10 protein-coding genes are annotated in these 21,132 nt (G+C 52.8%); 9 read left to right on the top strand and 1 reads right to left on the bottom strand.

Annotated features, from left to right (window positions below):
* Positions 1-525: 525 nt before the first annotated feature.
* The 8 genes from KO216_RS07305 (at position 526) to secA (ending at position 19,485) form a co-directional block, all read left to right on the top strand.
* Positions 526-9,438 (top strand): leucine-rich repeat protein, encoded by an 8,913-nt coding sequence (locus KO216_RS07305; protein ID WP_215523575.1) that lies wholly within the window; start codon positions 526-528, stop codon positions 9,436-9,438.
* Complete coding sequence (locus tag KO216_RS07300; RefSeq protein WP_215523574.1) at positions 9,435-10,991, top strand: SpaH/EbpB family LPXTG-anchored major pilin; 1,557 nt, start codon at positions 9,435-9,437, stop codon at positions 10,989-10,991. The genes KO216_RS07305 and KO216_RS07300 overlap by 4 nt, the downstream gene beginning before the upstream one ends.
* A gap of 292 nt (positions 10,992-11,283) precedes the next feature.
* Complete coding sequence (locus KO216_RS07295; RefSeq protein ID WP_215523573.1) at positions 11,284-12,327, top strand: class C sortase; 1,044 nt, start codon at positions 11,284-11,286, stop codon at positions 12,325-12,327.
* A gap of 132 nt (positions 12,328-12,459) precedes the next feature.
* Positions 12,460-13,365 (top strand): universal stress protein, encoded by a 906-nt coding sequence (locus tag KO216_RS07290; RefSeq protein ID WP_215523572.1) that lies wholly within the window; start codon positions 12,460-12,462, stop codon positions 13,363-13,365.
* 1,405 nt (positions 13,366-14,770) lie between these two features.
* The gene (locus KO216_RS07285) at positions 14,771-15,028 is read left to right on the top strand and encodes a type II toxin-antitoxin system RelB/DinJ family antitoxin (RefSeq protein WP_215523571.1); all 258 of its coding nucleotides are present in this window, start codon (positions 14,771-14,773) and stop codon (positions 15,026-15,028) included.
* Positions 15,021-15,284 carry a Txe/YoeB family addiction module toxin gene (locus KO216_RS07280; protein ID WP_215523570.1) on the top strand — a complete coding sequence of 88 codons (264 nt, stop codon included), beginning with the start codon at positions 15,021-15,023 and terminating at the stop codon, positions 15,282-15,284. The genes KO216_RS07285 and KO216_RS07280 overlap by 8 nt, the downstream gene beginning before the upstream one ends.
* 54 nt (positions 15,285-15,338) lie before the next feature.
* Positions 15,339-16,532, top strand: a complete 1,194-nt coding sequence (gene metK, locus KO216_RS07275; RefSeq protein WP_215523569.1) for a methionine adenosyltransferase — start codon at positions 15,339-15,341, stop codon at positions 16,530-16,532.
* A gap of 175 nt (positions 16,533-16,707) precedes the next feature.
* Positions 16,708-19,485, top strand: coding sequence for a preprotein translocase subunit SecA (secA, locus tag KO216_RS07270; RefSeq protein ID WP_215523568.1), 2,778 nt, complete (start codon positions 16,708-16,710; stop codon positions 19,483-19,485).
* Between the two features lie 131 nt (positions 19,486-19,616).
* On the opposite strand, the gene KO216_RS07265 is transcribed toward secA, so the two are convergent.
* Complete coding sequence (locus KO216_RS07265) at positions 19,617-20,240, bottom strand: Rv3235 family protein (protein WP_215523567.1); 624 nt, start codon at positions 20,238-20,240, stop codon at positions 19,617-19,619.
* Between the two features lie 293 nt (positions 20,241-20,533).
* On the opposite strand from KO216_RS07265, the gene KO216_RS07260 reads away from it, so the two are divergent.
* Positions 20,534-21,052 (top strand): DUF6912 family protein, encoded by a 519-nt coding sequence (locus KO216_RS07260; RefSeq protein WP_215523566.1) that lies wholly within the window; start codon positions 20,534-20,536, stop codon positions 21,050-21,052.
* Positions 21,053-21,132: the final 80 nt, after the last annotated feature.

Genomic DNA, 21,132 nt, shown 5'->3' with positions numbered 1-21,132 from the left:
GACGGAACCGCCCTCCAGAGTCGTATTTACCCTCCACGGACGGAAATGCCCTCCGGAGTGTTAGGCAAACGTGATGTAGGATGCGGTTTCCATATCTTAGGAGGGTGATCTTGTCTCGGGAGGGTGGAACGGTCGCATCGGGGGAGAAAATGCTGGTGGAATGTGGCGGAATCGCCCTCCAGCGACAAAATCGCCCTCCAGAGCCGTAATTACCCTCCACGGACTGAATACCCTCCTAGGACGGAAGCACCCTCCAAGGACGTAAATACCCTCCGGCGGCGAAATTTACGGGGGGGGGTTGTCCTTATATATAAGGATGCTTCTATATAGGGTAGGGAAGCTTCTATATAGAGATGTTTCATTTTATGCGTGAACGCCTAAGCAGTTTAAGGATGCCCATCTTCCGAACCATTGCGGAAAGAATATTAATTTACTATCATTGAGATGTAATGTGTTGAGCAGAGGGTAAGCCGCTAATGATGACGGCTGACCCGTGGTTGGGGTATTAGCGTGACGAGTAACGTGTTGAGCAGAAGGCTTGTTGCTTCGCTTTCGGTTTTAGGGCTGTTGTTGTCCACTTTGCTGGTGATTGTGCCGATAACGGCGCCCGCAGTAGAACAGCCGAATGCAGGAAACTCCAGCTCAACCAGTACTAATACCCCCAGTAACAGCAACTCCACAAAACCGTCTGCAAACTCCAACAAACCCAGCCCGTCCTCATCTAAGCCGTCCGCATCTAATAACCCTGCAACCGGCAACCAAGCAGTCCCCTTTAACTTCGAAGATCCCAGCGCGGGCGTTCCTCCGGCACTTCGCAGCCCAAATCCGATGCGGGGGGGGGTGCCCCCGACTGACCCTCGTTTCACTTACAACGGAACGGAAATTACTGGCCTGACCGATGCGGGTAAAACTGATCTGCAAAATAATCACGAACTGACCATTCCTGATGGCGTCACCAAGATTGCGGCGAGTGTATTTTCGGGGCTGAAACTCACTAAGGTTACGCTTCCGGCTTCAGTGACGGAGGTCGCCGATCGCGCCTTTTACGATAACGAGATTACGGAGCTGGTGGCTCCGGGGCTAGAAACTATTGGCGAGGGCGCGTTCCAGAAGAACCAGCTAACTACTTTCACTTCGGATACGGTAATCAGCATTGGCGAGGGCGCATTCAGCGATAACCAGTTAACCAAGGTGAATATCACCGACACCCGCCAGGATGCTCCGCAAAATCCGCCCCGGCGGCTAACCACTATTTCGGCGAACGCTTTCCGTGACAATAAACTAACTGAGGTCACCCTGCCGAAATACGTGACCGAGATCGGCGCTAGCGCATTTGCCAATAACCAGCTTTCTACGGTTACGCTCCCGCCCCAACTGGAAAAAGTAGGGCAGGATGCCTTTAGCGGTAACCAGATTGAAAAGGTGAAGATTCCCGCTACCATCACCACCTTTGGCAAGGAAGTTTTTTCGAATAACAAGCGCTGGGTGGTGCTAGAAAAAGCTGACGGGCAGTCCTCGCTCCCGGCCGCAGTAACTTCTCAAAAGTACGATTCCGGCTTTGGTCAGGTGGCTGCGGAGGACGCAGTCTCGATCACCATTAACTACCTCGATGCTGATACTAATAAGCCCCTGCGCAGCCCGCAGGTGCTACAAAGTGAGTTCACCGAACCGGATGGCGTCTATTTCGCGGGCGAAAAAAACACGATTAAGGCGCCGCAACTGGCTGGCTACGCGGTGACTCCGGCTACCCAAGATATTACCCCGCAGTCCGGGGCGCCCAATGAGGTTACTTTTACTTATAAGAAAACCGATTTTTCACCCAAGATCAGCGGAGAAATCGTCAAGCATATTCCCCAAGGTGGCGACGGCCGCAAAGCAGCCTTGCTGGCGGGGATAACTGCGGAGGACACTGATGGCAAAGACATTACTGACTCGCTGACGGTCTCTCCAGAAAAAATTGACACCAGTGTGCCAGAGGCCACCTACGATGTCTACTACACCGCTACTGATTCTCAAGGGCGCACTAAGACCGTTAAAGGCAAGGTGGCAGTAGGTCCGAATTGGCCAGAGAAAACTATTTGTGCCGGTTGGCAGGTAAAAGATTTCACTTACAACGGGGGAACTATTACCGGGTTCAGCCGTGACGGTAACCAGAAGCATATGGCAGGGAAGACCAAGGATCCCTGGTGCTGGCCAACAGTCGGAGATAAAGGCCAGGATATTACCGCGATCGGCGATAATGCTTTTTCAGATATGTACCCTTCGCTGACCCGGATTCCGGATTCATGGGGTTCTATCACCAGCATCGGCAACCGGGCATTTGCATCTAGCAGCTTCACCGAGATGCCTAAATCATGGGACAAAGTTGCTAAGATTGGCGATTCCGCCTTTGAAAGTTCCCAACAACTTACGGCTCTTCCTAAATCTTGGGGAAAAGTTACCTCGATTGGTGAATCAGCCTTTAACTCAAACGGAAAGTTGAGTGAAATCCCAGATTCCTGGGGTTCTGTTAAATCTATTGGAAAAAATGCTTTCAGAAGTGGTGCCTTGACTCGACTTCCGGATTCTTGGGGCTTGCTCACCGAGATCAATGAGGGGGTTTTCGGTGCGAATAAATTGCAATCAATACCAAAATCCTGGGGAAATATCACCTCAATCGGCCAGGAGGCATTTTTTAGGAACTCAAATCTCGCGACGCTTCCAGATTCTTGGGGAAAAGTTACCTCGATTGGAGAAACAGCCTTTTATTCTTGTGGGCTAACCGCCTTGCCAAATTCCTGGGGTAAAATTACCTCTTTACCCAGGTATGCATTTAAGGAGAATAAGCTAGTTTCACTGCCCGAGTGGGGACCGATTACCAGCCTAGGTCAAGAGGTATTTAGCTATAACCAGTTGACTGGGTTGCCGGATTCTTGGGAGAACGTATCACAACTGGGGGTAGGGTCTTTTGAACACAATAAAATCACTGCTTTGACCGCTCCCTGGGGGAAGATTACCTCCCTGCCCTCGCAGGTCTTTTATGATAACCAGATAGCCTCGCTACCAGCCTGGGGGTCGATTACCAGCATTGGAGATTCTGCATTTGAGAAAAACAAACTGGTTAAACTCCCAGATTCCTGGGAAAACGTGTCTCGGATAGGCACGAGTAGTTTTGCTTCTAACCTGTTAACTTCTTTGCCGGATTCTTGGGGCAAGATCACCACTATCCCGAAGCAGGCTTTCTACGATAACCAGCTGGCGGCGCTGCCCGCTTGGGGAGGGGTGACCACTATCGGTGAGAACTCCTTCGTACGAAATAATCTCACAGTGCTTCCTCCCACCTGGGATAGCGTGACTACCATTGAGCCTTGTGCTTTTGCTGGTAAAAACATTTATAAAGATAGCGCTTATCCCGATTACCGTTGTTACCCGTATGGAGCAGAATCCGGTACTAACATTAACCAGATTCAATCCCTGCCTTCTTCTTGGGGGAAGGTGAAGACTATTGGGGCTCAGGCTTTTATGGGCAACGCCCTCACCGGTCTGCCGAACTCGTGGGGTAGCGTTGCTACTATCGGCGCCGAGAGTTTTAAGGATAATAAAATCACTGCTCTCACTGCCCCCTGGGATACTTTTACCACTATTCCGCGTGGCGCGTTCTTGAACAATGAAATAGTTTCCTTGCCGCCTTCTTGGGGCAAGCTTAATGTAGTCGGAAGGTACAGTTTCCAGAACAATCGCCTAAAGGCTTTACCCAGTTCCTGGGGTGAGCTTACAGAAATCCACTATGGGGCTTTTGCCAATAATGAGTTGACGGCGTTACCAGATTCCTGGGGCAAGTTAGGTGTCTTAGGTGGACGTGAGCGGGGAGCACCTATCTCCGACTGGGACCCTTATGCTGAGGTCTTTGGGGCCTCTATCTCTAACGGGCAGACAGAAGATATAGACAAAGAGAAAAATAAAAATAATATCACCGCTCTCCCGGAGTCTCTTGGTAATTTGTGGGTCATCGCTCCAGCTACTTTTAGCTGGAAGATGGAGCCAGGAATGGTGTTTACGGTTCCGGATGCTCCCCTGTTTTTTAGCGGTCAGCAGCATGATCATCTAGAACATGCCGTAAAAATGTTCTCAGACATAAGTTGGGGTAGACACGGCGTTGGCTCTAATACTACCTACGGCGGTCTTAGGGGGCCTATATATCTGCGTCCTGAGTCGGGGAAGAACCCCAATAATATTTCTGGCTATACTACTGGATCTGGTAACGACATTATTATCCTCACCGATTCCCAGGTGCGGGTACGCTACCTTGATCAGCAAACCGGTCAGCCGGTAGCTCCGGAAATGAACCGTCCAATTAACAGCCGAGAGGGCGATAGTAACCAAAATTATGTGCTAGTTCCTCCCATGGTGAAGGGATATTCGCTGCCTCCTACCCAGACCATAAAGCTAGATGGTAATGACAAGGACATAGTTTTCCGTTACCAGAAGGCTCCTGCCGAGTTGTCGGGCTCTTACGCCCGTCTGAATTTGACCGGAAAAATAAACCAGCCAGGCTGGCCCGAGTCCAACGAGCTAGAAGAGCAGTTCGGCAATAATATGCGTACTGACATCACCTACGGTGGGGATGCTGGCACCTCGATAGTTAAGAATGGGACCATCCGGATAACTTATGATCCCACCCGGGTAGAAGTTGCGGATTGGGATAATACTTCCAGCCAATACTTCCGATCAGTAAAGGTAGTTGCCCCAGGAGTCCTAGAAGTTAAGCTGAGGCCGAATTACGATAGCTCCATACGAACAAGTATTCCTATCTACTGGCGTATAAAGAAGCGGATTACCGCCTCGGATGCAGTGTTCCCGGTTAAGGCCGAATTGCTTGATACCGCCTCGGATGGGAAGCAGTATGTGTTGACCCCGCACCCGGCTTCTAAACCGGGACCGGTGAACCTTAAAGGTTACTATCCGCTGCCTACCTTCAAGAAAGATACAGTCGGATGCGAACTTGCTGTATGCAGGGACTACGATGACGATCCGGAAGGGGACGTCAGCACCTCTGGCAATAACGCGGTCACCTTTACTTTTGAAGTAGAGAAAATGCTGCGGAACGTGCGGGGTTACACCATCACTGACCAGTTGCCGCTATATACGAAGACAGATGGTACCCAAGCGCGTGCCCAGTTCGTAGCTTCTGAAAACCCGGGGTGGAAGCTAGGTGACGATCAGGTCACCCTCACTTACACTAATACCCAAAAACGTCTGACCACGGAATACTCAGGTCTAGGGAGCTTGAAGTTGCATTTCCCGGGGGCAAAGAAACAAAAACGGATTGATAACCACGCCGATTTTACCCTCACCCCCGAAGAACAAGGTCCGAAGGAACCGCTAATTACTGGGGCGGCAAATACTTACTTTAGCTTCTATAAACCGATGGAGACCGCACCCCCCGGCGTGCCCTTAACGAAGGTTGCTGCCGGTCCGCACTTCCGTGATGGAGTCGCGGTAATCTACGACAGCAAGCAGGATCGTAATACAGAATTCGATTGGAATGTACTTACCAGGAACACATCGGATACTCCTGTCACCCTAAATCTTAGGGACTTCGACCTTGATGACCGTTTACAATACACCGCTATTACTCCCGACCCAGTGTTTGTAGGGGGCAAACTGGAGATTATTAGTCCCACTGGTGAACCGGATACCTATCAAGTTCTTTATTCGGTTGGTATTACGGGAACTGACCGTATCGACCTGCCGGAGAATCTTACCTCCTACCAGAACGTCCAGTTGCGGTGGAGCAGCGTTAAGGCAATGCAGCCGGGACAAAGCACTATTACCAAGATTCACACCAAGCTCCGTGACCCGAATCAGAACCTCTGTAACGGACTGAAGTGCCAAGCTGACCTCAGAAATAAGGTACAGGGCGGAGAACGTATCAAAGAGGCTCATGTCAAGGTGAAGCCCGAGGGCAAAGTTCTTAAAGCTCGTAAAGTGAACACTTTTGCCAAGGCAACTATAGCCGGTAAAACCGGTACCTATACCGTGGGTGCCGAGCTGGAAACCGATTATGGTGATCCCTTGACTGCTTTCGAGCTGGTAGATGTGCTACCCAAGGGCTTGGAAGTTAACCGGGTGACGCTAACTCAAAAGTTTGCGGAGCTGCCCGGAGCGCGTTATGAGATCCTTTCCAACTTCAATGGCACCGGACGCGTAGCGGTTCGTTTCCAAGCCGACCAAGTCACGGATCCGAACCAGGTATACAGTGTGGGACAACTAGAGACCACTATTACCAATGGTGTTATCGACGGTGACATTATTAACGAAGCGTTTGTACGGGCGCAGGGAAATGTCCGTTACCTAAATGAAGTGAAGAACCCGATTGCGGGTACGGGAACGTGGTCGAAAGCGGAAAATACCACCCGAGTCGCGGTTGGGGATGAAACCTACATAACTAAGCGGATTCGGGAGCGCAAGCCCAATGCCCCCTGGATTACCGAGATTAGAACTGTCGGGGGAGCGAACTTCGATTATCAGCTGCGCTTAGGCTACGGGACGCGCCCGGAGCAAAATCCGGTGGTCTATGACTTACTGCCGGTGGCAGGTACTCCTGCCCGCAAAGGTTCCACCATGATTAACCAGTATGATCCCAGCGGGCGAATCAGCTTCCAAATGGCTGATGGAACGGCTGCTACTGGTTGGAATACCTTCTATACCTGCGATACTGGTATCGCGACGAAATATGACCTGGATCGTGCCAACTGGCAGAGCACTCCTTGCTCGGCGGTAACGGGGTTGAAATTCACTAATACCAACCCGCAGCAGCCGCGCAGCGAAGTGCGGATCACGGTACCGATGATTGCCGGCCCCAAGGGCGCGACTCCGCTTTCCCAAGAACATTTGGGTAAGCAGGCGATAAATGATTTCTGGAGCGTGTCTAGTTCTCACGAAGGGAAACTGGAATCCAACCCGGTGATTAACACTTTGGTGCCGCCGGCGGTAAATATTGAGCTGACAAAGTACGGATACAAAGCCGAGCCCTTACAGTCAGCGCAGAAGAAACTGCTCGCAGGAGCCAAGTTTGGCCTCTATGATAAAGAGGGCGCGCTCAAAGCCACCGCTATCTCTGGCTCTAACGGCAAAGTCAGGTTTACGAATGTGAATGCCGCCCCGGGTTGGACGGTGCGAGAAATCGAGGCTCCGACCGGGTATGCAGTAAGCGATAGAGCATTTATGCTGTCCGCCACCGACTTTAGTGCGACTAATTTTGATTCTGCTACCGGCACCTACCAGATTAAAGCGCCTGATGTTACCAACATGGGCAAATGGTATCCAGTCGAGCCGATTCGTGGTACCGCCGAGTTTAAAAAGGTGGATAAGAACGGTCAACCCTTAGCGGGAATCGAGTTCACGATTACTCCGCTACCGGTGCAACAGAACGATGGCACCATGTTTGTGCCGAACTCAGCTCCGAGGACGGTGCGCTCTAACGATGACGGTGACGTAAAGTTCTATGGCATTCCTGCCGGTAAATGGCGCTTAACCGAGAATCCGGGTGATCGTCACCTGCAGCCGATTGCTCCGATTGACTTTACGATTACGACTTGTTCCACGGGATGTACTCAATTCCGTGGGTTGAATCTGACGTTCGGCTTCGGGGATCTTGGTCTGGTTTTTAACGATAAAGGCTCGGTGTCCTTGTCGAAGCTAGGCGTGCGCGGCATGGCTGATAAGAATAAGTCCTTTGGCCAGTGGAAGCGCGGTGACGGGGTGATTAAACCCGGCGCGACCTTCGCCCTCTATAAAGGCAATACTGCTTCGGCTACCAACCTGGTTACGCAGGTAACCACCGGGGGACCAGACGCTAATGCCATCTTGAAGGATCTGGTGATTAACCAGGTCTATACTCTGAAAGAAATCACGGCTCCTGCCGGATATGTCAAGAACGATGCCCCGCTGCAGTTCCAGATTGATGAGGCCGGCAAGCTTAAGGATGCTGCCGGGCATCTGTTGTTCGAGCAAAGCGAGCTACTGGTGCCCAATGAGGAACAAAAGCAACAGTCTTCGCTGGTAGTCACCAAGGTTGACCCCAATGTTACCGGCGATGCCCGCAACCTTGCTGGCGCCGAGTTCGGCCTATTCAAGCAGGCCGACGATGGTTCTTGGCCCGCCGAGCCGATTAAGAAGGCAACTACAGTCGATACCGGGCAAGCAGAGTTCACCGAACTGGATGGCGGTATTTACCGGGTGAAAGAGCTGAAAGCTCCCATCGGGTACTATGTTGACCCCCAGGCGCAATACGATTTCATAGTTGATGATTATAAGGCGCAGCAGTTTACTTGGACGGCCAATAATAATCCTTCTCGCCTGCGGGTTTTCAAGTTCGAACCCCTGGTGAAGTCGATTGATGAAGCGGCAGCGGACAAGGTGGTGTCGGGCACTCCCGGCTCGGTTAAAGTGCCAGGCCAGGTGGCAGGTGTTTTTGATGTGGTGATTCCGCTTTCCGGTGCCAAGTTCACCTTGTATGAAGAGGACGAGTCGACGGAAGTGGCTACCAACCTGGTTACTGGTAGTGACGGTTTGGTTAACCTGCCGGCAACCGTGAAGCTGGATCCGAACAAGATCTATAAGCTGAAGGAAATTCAAGCTCCCAGCGGTTATATCCTGAAATCTAACCCAATTTCGGTGAAAGTATCCGACTATGCCCTGCTAGAAGGGTTTACCGGACTGATCACTATGGAGGTGCCTAACACTAAGGACACCGGCAGGATCACGGTTTCGAAACTATCGAAAGAAACCGGTAAGCCGCTGGCGGGTGCGGAATTCACCCTAACGGCGCCTGATGGAACCAAGAAGACGCTGGTTACTAACGAGGTCGGCCTCGCCACCTTTACCGGCCTTACTTTCGGCGTGAAGTATAAGATTCAGGAAACTAAGGCTCCGAAGGGGTATCTAATTTCCAACGAGGTTGAAACGGTTTCCCCGAGCGCGGATAACCCGGTGATAACTTTCAAGCGCTATAACCAGAAATCGGATATTGAAATCTCTTTGAATAAGAAATCCGATACCGGCTCCGCGATGGCGGGCGTGGTGTTTGAGCTCTTTAAAGAGGGTTCCGATGTTGCCGAAAAGACTTTGAAAACCGGTGCGGATGGAACTGTGAAGTTCCAGGTGTTACCCGGCCAAAAGTACGTTGTGAAGGAAACCCAGACCAGCAGGGGTTACGCCCTCCTGCCGCAGCCGGTGAACTTCACGGTAGACGGTAACGGGAAAGTCACCATTATCAGTGGAAAAGGAAATGTAAACACGGTTAGTGGCGGGAATGGATCCCTGACCGTCACTAACTACCCGGAAGGGAAACTTCCCTTATCGGGATACGCCGGTTCTTTAGAAGTGTTGCTTCTAGGGTGCCTGGTATTAGGGATTGCTATTGTATTCACTCTATTTGAAAGGAAAAGAAAGTGAGTAAGAAAAAGTTATTGGCCATGCTAACCGGCATGGTGATGGCCTTCATGGGCCTGGCAGGAGTAGGCGCCGCCAGTGCCAATACTGAGTTGACCCCGGGTGCACCTCAGCCCACTACCGCAAATTTGACGATACATAAGTATTTGGGCGCCACCACGGGTTTGAAACACGATGGTACTGCGATTGATGCTGCCGAGCTTAATGGTAAAACACCTTTGGAGGGGGTTAATTTTAAGCTCTATAAGGTTGAGGGCGTTGATGTTTCTACCAATGATGGTCTGAAACTGGCTCAAGAAATTGGGGCAGTTGCTTTGAAGGATAATGTCGCCACTACCGGGATTGTATCTGGGGGTAAGACCTACACTCTGGCCGCTAACCCGACGACTATGACAACTGGCACTAATGGGGAAGCTGCGTTTTCTTCTGTACCTAGGGGTCTCTACGTCGTGGTTGAAGATCTAGCCGGATCGGGCACGATTAAGGCTGCAGGTAAAGAGGTTAAGAAGGAAAAAATCACTCCGATTGCGCCCTTCGCAGTTACTTTGCCGATGACCAATCCCGATGGTAAGGCCTGGAATAGCGACGTACATGTCTACCCCAAGAACCAGGAAAACGAACTGGATAAGAAGGTCGTAGACAAGGGCGTTACTACTTTGAATCAGGGCGCTGCAAACGGTATGGATGAGTTTAAGTACGTCTTGACCACCACTTCCACTGGTGCTGACGTCAATGGCGATGGAAAGATGGATGGTGCTGACCTGGGTAATCTATACCAGATTGTCGACCAGTTGCCCGCCAATGTGGAGTATGTAAAGACTACCGCCAAGATTAACGACCAGACTACACCCGATTTTGATGCCACTGCCGAAGGCAACAAGATCACCGTAGCCTTCAAGGGTGCCGGGCTGAATACTATCGCTGGTGGCGCCAAGATCGAGGTTACTTTGCACGTCAAGCTAAAGAGCGTTCCGGCTGATGGCTTGACCAAGAACACCGGTAAGTTGTACCCGAACGAATGGTCTAAGAAGAACGATAAGCCGATTAACTCCCCGGAGGTTGAGACCCGGCACGGCGATATCGTAATCAAGAAGGTTAACAGCGCGGGCGAGACTCTGGCTGGCGCTATTTTCAGTGTTCACCTGGATACCTCGGACAATAAAGATTGCTCCAGCTATGGCGGCACTATCAAGACCTCAAATGAGACTGGGGCAGATGGTCTAGCAAAAATCTCTGATTTGCAGATGACTGACTGGATTGATGGGGTAGCAGTAGCGAAAGCGGACCAGGTACCCTACTGCCTAGTTGAGGAACAAGCTCCGGCTGGTTACCAGATTCTGCCACAGGCGATTTCTTTCAAGTTGACCAAGCCGGGAACGGTTACTGATTTGGCGGCTGCAGCTAAAGCTAAGGCTGGTAACGCGCTTGATATTACCAACCACAAGAACCTGGGGCTGCCGCTGACTGGTGCGCAGGGGATTCTACTCGTTTCGGCTCTGGGCTTGATCCTAGTTTCCATCGGCGTGACCCTAGCGGTTAAACGCCGCAAGGACTAAGCGCAGGTCTAGGAAAACTAATAATAGAGTGAACAATAGCCCCTAATGCCAAAGAGGGGGCGGTGCAGCTTGCTGCATCGCCCCCTCTTTGCGCCCTTAAGCTGGAAATGCTTGCCGGAAAAAGCCGCAGAAAGCAGGTCGGCCGGCCAGGGGAGAAGCAGCTAACTAAACAAGTAAAAAGCCCGTTGTAGACTGCGGGAAGCTAAGTACCCGAGTTGGGTTAAGAAAATACCGAGCCAGCTAAAAGAATAGCTAGGCGAAAACTGCTAAGAATTTTGAAGGGGGGACCGCGTTGCGAAGAGTCTTAATCATTGTCTTAACAGTAGTGGGAGCGTTGCTCCTACTTTATCCGGTAGTCGCTATTTTCGCTGGTAATGTGCGTATCGGTGAAATCTCGCGCCTAGAGGCACAAGAAATGAAGCGGATGGCTAATCATCCCGATCAGTCACAGGCGCTACTGAAACAGGCGCATGAATATAACCGCAACATCCGCGGAATCCCCATTCTTGACCCCTACCTCTACCAGATGACCAAAACCGGGTCGGCAGAATATAAACAGTACCTGGCCACTTTAAGTGGAGACGTAATGGCGCGTCTAGTGGTGCCATCTGGGCAAATAGACTTGCCGGTGCGGCATGGCACCGAAGATGACGCGATTGCGCGGGGAGCCGGACACCTTTTTGGCACCGGGTTGCCAGTCGGTGGTAAAGGAGTAAACGCGGTGCTAACCGCCCATTCCGGGATGAGGACCGCCAGTTTGTTTGACGGCTTGCGGGATGTCAAAGTCGGCGATATTGCCTATGTGCAGGTGGCGGGGCAAAAGCTTGCTTATAAAGTACGCGCTATCCACGTGATTAAACCTACCCAGTTGGACTTATTTGAGCCGAAACCAGGTAAAGACATTTTGACCCTATTTACCTGCACCCCCTACGGCACCAACACTCACCGCCTGGTGGTTACCGCTGAACGCATCGCCCTCAAGGCAGCGCCCCCTATGAACGAAGAAGGCCCCACCTGGTGGGATGCGCTGCGCTGGTGGATGATCCTCCCGATAATTATTTCCGCAGTAGGAGGAACCATCGTGGCACGGTACCTGCGAAAAGACCGTAAAAAAGACGATGAAGCAGAAAATAGCGGGAATGAAGAAGAAAACTTCGCGCAAATAGGCAGACTAACCCGCACGGAAAGAGCAAAGAAGTTCCGGGAATCGCGTAAGCGTAGAGGATCTCGTCATTCCGGGCAATCACACAAGTCCTCACCCGCGCCCCAGGCTGACAAAACCAGCGCAAAAAGCGACCAGGCGGCTCCTCAGGATAAAGATAAAGTCTTCAGCTGAGCGCAAGGCTCGTTTCCCCCGTAGGTTTCCGCGCCCGCTTCCGCGCGCACCGCTCATTTCAGCGCAAATGCGTCCTTCGGCCTATAAAATGGAAGCAAGCAGGCATCGGTGCAGCAGGAGGGTGGCATCATCATGGCGGAAAAAGAAAAGATCTTAGTGGGAGTGGACGGCTCCCCCGAATCCCTGGAGGCCGCAGAATGGGCGGGCGCACGCGCCAAGCAAAGCGGCGCCCAGCTGCAAGTATTATGTGCCTACGCGCTACCTTCCTATACGGCCGCGTCAATGGATTCCGGATTCGCGGTGGTGGACAATGATGCGATTCGTGACAGTGCCCAAACCGTAGTTGACGAGGCTATCGCCCACCTAGAAAAGTTGGGTTACCAGGCTAAGGGGCGAGTTGATGCTGGCGATCCTACCGCGATTTTGGTGCAGCTGTCGCAGCAAGTCGATTTGATAGTGGTTGGTACCCGAGGCGGCGGAGGGTTTACTGACCGCCTGCTGGGGGCGACTTCCTCGGCGCTACCTGCCTATTCCCGTTGTCCGGTAGTGGTGGTGCCGAGGCGTGGCGCTGACGACCAGTTCGTTCCGGTAAAGAAAATAGTTATCGGGGTTGATGGTTCGCAGCGTTCCCGCAAGTCTTTGCGCCGCGCCATCAGCGAAACCCAAGTATGGGGCGCGGAACTGACCGCGGTCGAGGCAGTACCAATGGCGTCCTCGGCGGGGGTACTGGCGTGGTTGCCAGCATCGGTGGATCGCGAAAGTATTTTGCGGGATGTGCGCAGCGAACTCAAGGAAATTTGCCAGGAAGAAATCGCTGATAGTGGAGTGAAAGTACATTCTCACGCCCTGGATGGAAACGCGGCGGCGCTGCTCAACGAGTTTTCAACCGCTGTCGATCTGGTGGTAGTCGGAACTCGAGGGCGCGGAGGATTCGCAGGAGCGCTAATGGGCTCCACCTCGCAATCAGTGCTGGCGCATTCGGCTTGCCCGGTGCTGGTAGTGCCTACCGGCGACAGCGAATTAGGCGCCGAAGAATAGGGCAGGGTACTAGCGGTCTATTTCGCGCGGTAGCGCCAGCCTGCTGCTGACGTTATTAGTGCGCGCTACCGGCGATAGGGAAGCCGATGCCGAATGCTGGCGCTTGCGCCTGAAGTGCTGCGCTTGCGTTCCAACACTTAGCAGCTATCTACCTAGCGCCCGCACTTTTTGTTTGCGACGCTGTTGATTTCCGGCGCTTTGCGCTCGCTACCCTCGGCTTTACGATTGTATCTTTCATGCCCTCTACCTGCATATATTCTTATTTCCTCTCGTCTTCGTGCGTCGTTACCTTCTAGCGAGTAGATGTTCAGCTAAATAATTTATATGAAACTCGACACAATTTGATCGCATGTGGTGAAGTATTTCGTGCGCGAGTTTGTTGCCCGTGAGAGCCCTGGCGAAGCCCAAAATAGGGTCTTTTTTGTGGAAAATCGTTTTATTTTGGCAATTAATAGATAAATGTGACAAAAGAATAGTGAATAAAATATAAAAATAAAAGAACTTATGCATTTAATTTAATCAAATTTCATGTCGCATTCTTAATTTCAATTTCGATGAATTACGCAACAAGTTATCCACAGGCTACCGTCAGATGTGTTTGTATCTTCAACCCCGCGGAAGTCCATAAAAACTGGGTGAAGTTCGGAAAATTTTGGTCTCCTAACCCGATCCCCGCGCGCACATCCGACGCCCGCCGCTCCTCCTCCGCCCGATAGCTTCTTCGCCGCCCCGGCTCCGCACTCTCGTCCTGCTGTCTTGGACCGCCCGGTCACTTCGCTGCCGTCCCGCCGTCTGATCGCTTTATCGCCGCCTCGCGCCCTCACCCCCATGCGGCTGAGTTCTACTCATCCCGTCCCCTCACCCCTCACTTCTCACCGCGTCCGCCTCACACCCGCTCTGGAGGGCGGAAATGTCGCGGGAGGGTGGAAATGTTCGCGTTGTGCCTGAAGGCGCGTGTGGGGGCGTGCAGAATCGCCCTCCACGGACAAAACCACCCTCCCAGTACCGGATCATCCTCCGGCGCGCCTGGAAGGAAGGAGAGGGACAAAATCGCCCTCCCGGTTCAAGATCACCCTCCGCCGCGCTTGTAGAAGCCTCTAAAGCGCTCGTTTTTGTGCCTCTGGAGGGCGGAAATGTCGCGGGAGGGTGGAAATGTTCGCGTTGTGCCTGAAGGCGCGTGTGGGGGCGTGCAGAATCGCCCTCCATGGACAAAACCGCCCTCCCGGTACCAGAACACCCTCCGGCGCCGACTAGGGGGGGGTGGGAGCCTGTGCAAGCGGGGGTGTATCAGACTGGTGAAAGTGACGGCAGTTGAGCGCAAAATGTAAAAAAGTATTCCATTTGTGTTGCAAAACCTCTAATATGTACTTCAGAAGTTGAGATTTGTATTTAAGGAGTGGTTGAAGTGGCACAAGCAACTGTCAATTTTCGGATGGATGCTAGTTTGAAAAAATCTCTTGAAGCCACGTGTAAAGAACTGGGGCTTACGGCTACCAGCGCCTACACTATGTTTGCAGCAAAGGTCGTGCGGGAGAAGCGAATCCCGTTCGAGGTGTCTATTGATCCGTTCTACTCAGAATCAAATATGAAGCGTTTGCGCAGTTCAATAGCCCAAATGGAACAAACTGGCGGTACTATTCACGAGGTTCTGCCCGGTGATTAAGGCTTGGACAGATTATTCTTGGGAAGAATTTCAGTATTGGTTGAAACAAGACAAGAAAACTGTGAGACGAATATTGAAGTTAATACAGTCAATTGACCGTAATGGGTACAAATGCATAGGCAAACCTGAACCTTTGCGGGGAGATCTTTCTGGATACTGGAGCGCTCGCATCGATGAAAAAAATCGTCTGGTTTTCAAGATCGATGGCGATGTGTTGCGAATAGTCCAGTGTGGAACGCATTATGGTGACTTTTGACGCTTAACTTCGCTTAATTCCCTCCGAGGCAAGGGCTGCCCTAAACTGGAGGTTATGAGCTCAAAGCAGTCGATTTTTACATCTGAATCCGTCACCAGCGGTCACCCCGATAAAGTCTGTGACCGGATCGCCGACACCGTCGTGGACGCCCTCCTAGAGCAAGACCCGGAGGCTCGGTCTGCCGTAGAAGTCATGGCCACCACCGGGCAAGTGCATTTGGCCGGCGAAATCACCACTTCCGGATATGTTGACCTGCCCACTTTGGTGCGCAACACCATTAACGAAATCGGCTACACCTCCTCCGATATTGGCTTTGACGGAGATTCCTGCGGAGTACTAGTTTCTATCGACCGCCAGAGCCCCGATATTGCCCAAGGGGTGCAAGATTCGTGGGAAACTCGCCAAGGCGAAGCGGTAGACGCTTTTGACCAGCAGGGAGCTGGTGACCAGGGGATGATGTTCGGCTATGCCTGCAACGAAACGCCCGATTTAATGCCTGCCCCGATTTGGCTGGCACATCGCATCGCCAAGCGACTCGAAAAAGTGCGGCGGGAAAAAATCCTCGACTATCTCTGTCCCGATGGGAAAACCCAGGTAACTGTACGTTATGAGGACGGGCACCCGGTGGGGTTGGACACGATCGTACTCTCTACCCAGCATCGCGCCTCCGCAAACCTCAAAGACCTGCGCGAAGAAGTAAAAGCCGCCGTAATCGATCCGGTAATCGCCCAGGTGCCATGGGTTGAAAACCTAGACTTCCGCACCTTGGTGAACCCGGCGGGTCGGTTCATCCTGGGAGGCCCGGCCGCCGATACCGGTCTGACCGGCCGGAAACTCATCGTAGATACCTACGGAGGGATGGCGCGTCACGGCGGGGGCGCCTTCTCGGGTAAGGACGCCACCAAAGTGGATCGCTCCGCGGCCTATGCGGCGCGATGGGTAGCCAAGAATGTGGTCGCGGCCGGACTAGCTGATCGAGCAGAACTGCAAGTGGCCTACGCTATCGGCTCGGCGCACCCGGTGTCGGTAGAACTGGAAACTTTCGGTACCGAAAAGGCCGATAAAGAGAAGATTCTGCAGGCCGTGCGGGAAACCTTCGACCTGCGACCGGCAGCTATTATCGATCGGCTTTCGCTGCGCCGACCTATTTATTCGCGCACCGCCGCCTACGGACACTTCGGACGTTCCGGGTTTACCTGGGAGGATACCGGTAAGGCGCGGGAGCTGCGAGCAAAGCTCGGGGCGTAGCAACCAGCGCACAAAGCTGGGGCGTACGAACCGTAAAAACCCGCGAGCTAGGCACAGGAGCCGAAAAACCAGTACCGCCAGGTGCTACGCCTAGAGGAAAAACTAAAATAACTAATCGTGCTTTTTGCCGCAGCCATATAGAATCGGTAAACGGAGCGAACACACGGGAGAACAAATGTCGTTTTTTGAAAGAATCCTGCGGATGGGCGAGGGGCGAATCCTCAAACGCCTAGACCGGACAGCTCGCGAAGTTGTGGCGAAAGAAGAAGAATACGCCGCCCTCAGCGACGAAGAACTAAAAGCCAAGACCGCCGAATTCAAAGAGGCGCTGGAAAAAGGGGCAACCGAGGACGAAATTCTGGTCGATGCCTTCGCTACTGTGCGGGAAGCCGCCTGGCGCGTCCTCAAGCAAAAGCCCTACCACGTGCAGGTTATGGGAGGAATCGCCCTACATAACGGCAATATTGCCGAGATGAAAACCGGTGAAGGTAAGACCCTGGTCGCCACTATGCCCAGTTACCTGAATGCACTTAGCGGCAAGGGCGTGCACGTAGTCACGGTCAACGACTACCTCGCCAGTTACCAAAGTGAACTTATGGGACGTGTCTATCGTTTCCTGGGGCTAACCGTGGGCTGTATCGTCAACGGCCAAACCCCAACGGAGCGGGTAAAACAATACCAGGCAGATATTACTTACGGCACCAATAACGAGTTTGGATTCGACTACCTGCGCGACAATATGGTGCAGCGAGTAGAAGACATTGTTCAGCGCAAACACCACTACGCCATCGTCGACGAGGTGGACTCGATTCTGATTGACGAAGCCCGTACCCCCCTGATTATTTCCGGTCCCGCCCAAGGCGAGGCCGACCAGTGGTACAACAAGTTCGCCTCCCTGGTGACCCGCCTGGAAAAGGATATGGATTACGAGGTCGACGAAAAGAAACGCACCGTGGGGGTAACCGATGTGGGGATCGCCGCGGTCGAAGACTTCTTAGGGATAGACAACCTCTACGAAGCCTCCCACACCCCCCTAATCGGGTTCCTCAATAACGCGATCAAAGCAAAAGAGCTGTTCAAACGGGATCGTGACTATATTGTCCGCAACCGGGAAGTGCTAATCGTTGACGAACACACCGGGCGCGTGATGGAGGGACGGCGCTACAACGAAGGGATGCACCAGGCGATTGAAGCCAAAGAGCATGTTCCGGTCAAGGCCGAGAACCAGACCCTGGCCACCATCACTTTGCAGAACTATTTCCGTCTTTACGAAAAACTCGCGGGCATGACCGGTACCGCCGAAACCGAGGCAGCCGAGTTCATGAACACCTATAAGATCGGGGTAATCCCGATTCCGCCTAATAAACCCATGATTCGCATTGACCAGCCGGATTTGGTTTATCCTTCCCGGCGCGGCAAGCTCAAGGCGATTGTCAATGACATTAAAGAACGTCACGAAAAAGGCCAGCCGATTCTGGTGGGTACCACGGATGTTGCCAAGTCGGAAGAACTTTCTATCATGCTGGATGAGGCCGGAGTGCCGCACAACGTGTTGAACGCTAAACAGCACGCTCATGAAGCCCAGGTGGTTTTCGATGCCGGGCGTAAAGGCATGGTTACCGTGGCCACTAACATGGCTGGGCGTGGTACCGACATTATGCTCGGCGGCAACCCGGAACATATTGCTGACCAGAAACTACGTGCGCGTGGCCTGGATCCGGAAGAAAATCTCTCCGAATGGCAAGAAGCCTGGGAGGATGCCCTTACCGAGGCGGAGGCCGAGGTAGCCGATGAACACGAAGAGGTCGTTGACCTGGGCGGACTCTACGTCCTAGGTACCGAACGTCACGATGCTCGCCGGATCGATAACCAGCTGCGCGGGCGTTCTGGACGGCAAGGTGACCCCGGGGAATCCCGTTTCTACCTGGCGATGGACGACCCGCTAATGATGAAGAACATGGCGGCGTTCGTAACCCGGTTCATGAATTCTTCGCTCTACCCCGAGGATCTGCCGCTCGAATCCAAGATGGTGTCGGGGCGGATTCAGTCCGCGCAGCACCAGACGGAGGCGCAGAACTTCGAGATTCGTAAGAACGTGCTGAAATATGACGATGTGATGACCGATCAGCGCGATCTGATTTACACCGAACGTCAAGAAGTGCTACACAAGAAAATCGATCTCGATGAGCTGATTCCTTCCTACCTGCGCACTTTGATTACCGAGGCAGTCACCCATGCCACCAGCGAAGGCGCCGATTCCAACGAATGGGATTTGGAAAAACTGTGGAGCAATCTGCGTGCGGTTTATCCGGTGCGCACCCCGCTATCTGATCTCAAAGACGAGGATGGCGCCTTCCTGCATATTTCGGCTACCGAACTGGAACATAAGCTGCAGGATGACATTGCTGATGCCTATGAAGAGATTCTGGATCAGGTAAATGAGAACCCAATCGCGATTGATCAGTTGGGCGACCAGCCGATGGCGGAACTAGAACGCCGGGTGCTACTGGCCACGGTTGACCGTCTTTGGCAACAGCACCTCTACGAAATGGATTACCTCAAAGAAGGCATCGGCCTGCGGGCGATGGGGCAGCGCGACCCCTTGGTGGAATACAAATCCGAGGGTGCGCTGATGTTCGAAAACATGATGGGGCAGGTGCGCGAAGATACTATTACCGGTATTTTCAGTTTCTCCCACCAGTTCCAGCAGGTCTACGAGCAACAGCTGGAGGCAGAAAAGCAGCAAGCTGAACAAGCCAAGAAGAAGGCGCTGGCGGAAGGCTCAGTGATGGGGGATACCGGGCATAAGGAATCCTCGCAAACTGTGCCGGCCATGGCCGGTGCCTCCGGACAAGGATCGGCATTTGGTGCCGAGGCCGCCCGGCAAACCGCCGCGCAAGGCGGTAACCGGGCTCAGCGCCGCGCTCAAAAGAAGCGCAAGAAGCGCCGTTAGTAAACCGGTAAAATACCTTTACCTGCGGTTTCGTGGGTAGAGAGCGGCTAGATCAGCCTTTCAGGTATTCGCGGTATCTGCCACGTATATCTGTCGCGGGTTTGCGCGCTTACCCTAGTTTTGCGTGTTGTTTACCCGATTTCCAGGGCGGTGATTCGCCAGCTCTTTCCCCAGGGTTTGATGCGCATGGCGATTGCCCGCACCCGGGAGCCGTCATTGATACTAACCGCGACCTCGATCCCTTTGAAGCCACGTTCGCCCTCCCCGGCTTTGCGGTAACAAATACGCCGCACTTGAATCGGTGCCGGCAGGGGACGGTGCCTTTCGGCGCGTACCAAAGCCAAAAAGGGTTTGCGCAGCTCCGCGGTGAACCAGTTAGTGACGGCTTGTTCGGAGCGTCGCCCGGAAAACACTTCAAAAATCATTTTCACCGCGGCCGCTACCCAGGGTTTTATCTGGGGTAGCTTAGTTAGCGATTCCCCTTGGTTCGCGCCAGGCAACACCCCTGGCTTTTCTTGTTCTTTAGGGCGTAACGTCCGCACTACTAACGGGCCATACTTGGGGCTGAGGGGAATTTCGGGGAGCTCGGGGCAAATGATTGCTAGTGGCCCGGAATATTTCCCATCTTGAGGACAGATAGTTACTAAAGGTTTTCCCGGCGGAAACAGTTCCTGGAAACGGTTTTTACTATTTTCTACTTCGTTATCGGCATTTTCCAGCTCTCGTAAGAGGGGTTGCCTTGCTGCTAAACTCATCGGTTCGGATCCTTAGAATATGAGAATTGTGCCGCTAATCCATTAAGGGCATCGGGGAAACAGGCATCATTGCCAAGTCGCGTTTTGCGCTGTTTAAAGAGGAAACCAAAAGACGTTTTAATAATCAAAATTGCTGTAAAGAGGCTGTTAGCAATTTTAAATTAAGAAAAAATTAAAGATAGATGAGTTACTGGGGTGGTTGCTGAGGTAAGAAAAATCCTGGCAACCTCCCTTTAAGCATGCTTCGGGGTGGGCTAAGGCTCAAGAGGGCGCGCGGGCGTTAGCATAGTTAGGTGCGTATTTATCTTCCCGTAGCGGTCAATGAGCTTTCTAACCAGCAGCTTTATTCTCAGTTCGCCTGGACAGGCAACCATGATTTTTGTCAGCTTTGGGGAATTGACCCCCTAGATGAAGAACAGGCAGAAGATATGGCCATGACTATGGCTGCGATGTCCTGCCTAGAGGTTCCCGCCAGTGGCTATCAAGGGCGCATCGTAGCGGCGCTGGACGTGGAAGCCAGTGAAATCAGCGCCAGCAGCGATCTCGGTGTTTTTGAAGTGAAAACCGGCTTCGACTGGCAGCGCCTGGTCAGCCTACATCTCGATAGCCCCGAAGAACTAGAGTTATGTCAGCAGGTCAGAGAGGCGGTCTCTTTGGAATCAGCCGCGGCTTGGTGTCGGGGAAACTTTAGCGGTGAGGACGCGCAGGAAACTTCCGGATGGGAGCTTTGGGAAGAACTGGCGGCGCAGCCGCTGTCCTGGTACGACCAAAGCGAACTTGATTATCTCCGCCGCCACCTGCCCGCGGGGTAGTCATGGCCTTTACGCTGTTAACGCACCCTTTTGGCGCACCCAACTTAGCGTCGCGCCTTCTGCTGTAACGCGCCCTCGGG

Origin of the sequence: Varibaculum prostatecancerukia, assembly GCF_943169825.2 — a bacterium.
Lineage (GTDB): Bacteria > Actinomycetota > Actinomycetes > Actinomycetales > Actinomycetaceae > Varibaculum > Varibaculum prostatecancerukia.
The sequence above is the reverse complement of the archived record's forward strand: the minus strand, read 5'-3'. Positions and strand labels throughout refer to the sequence as shown.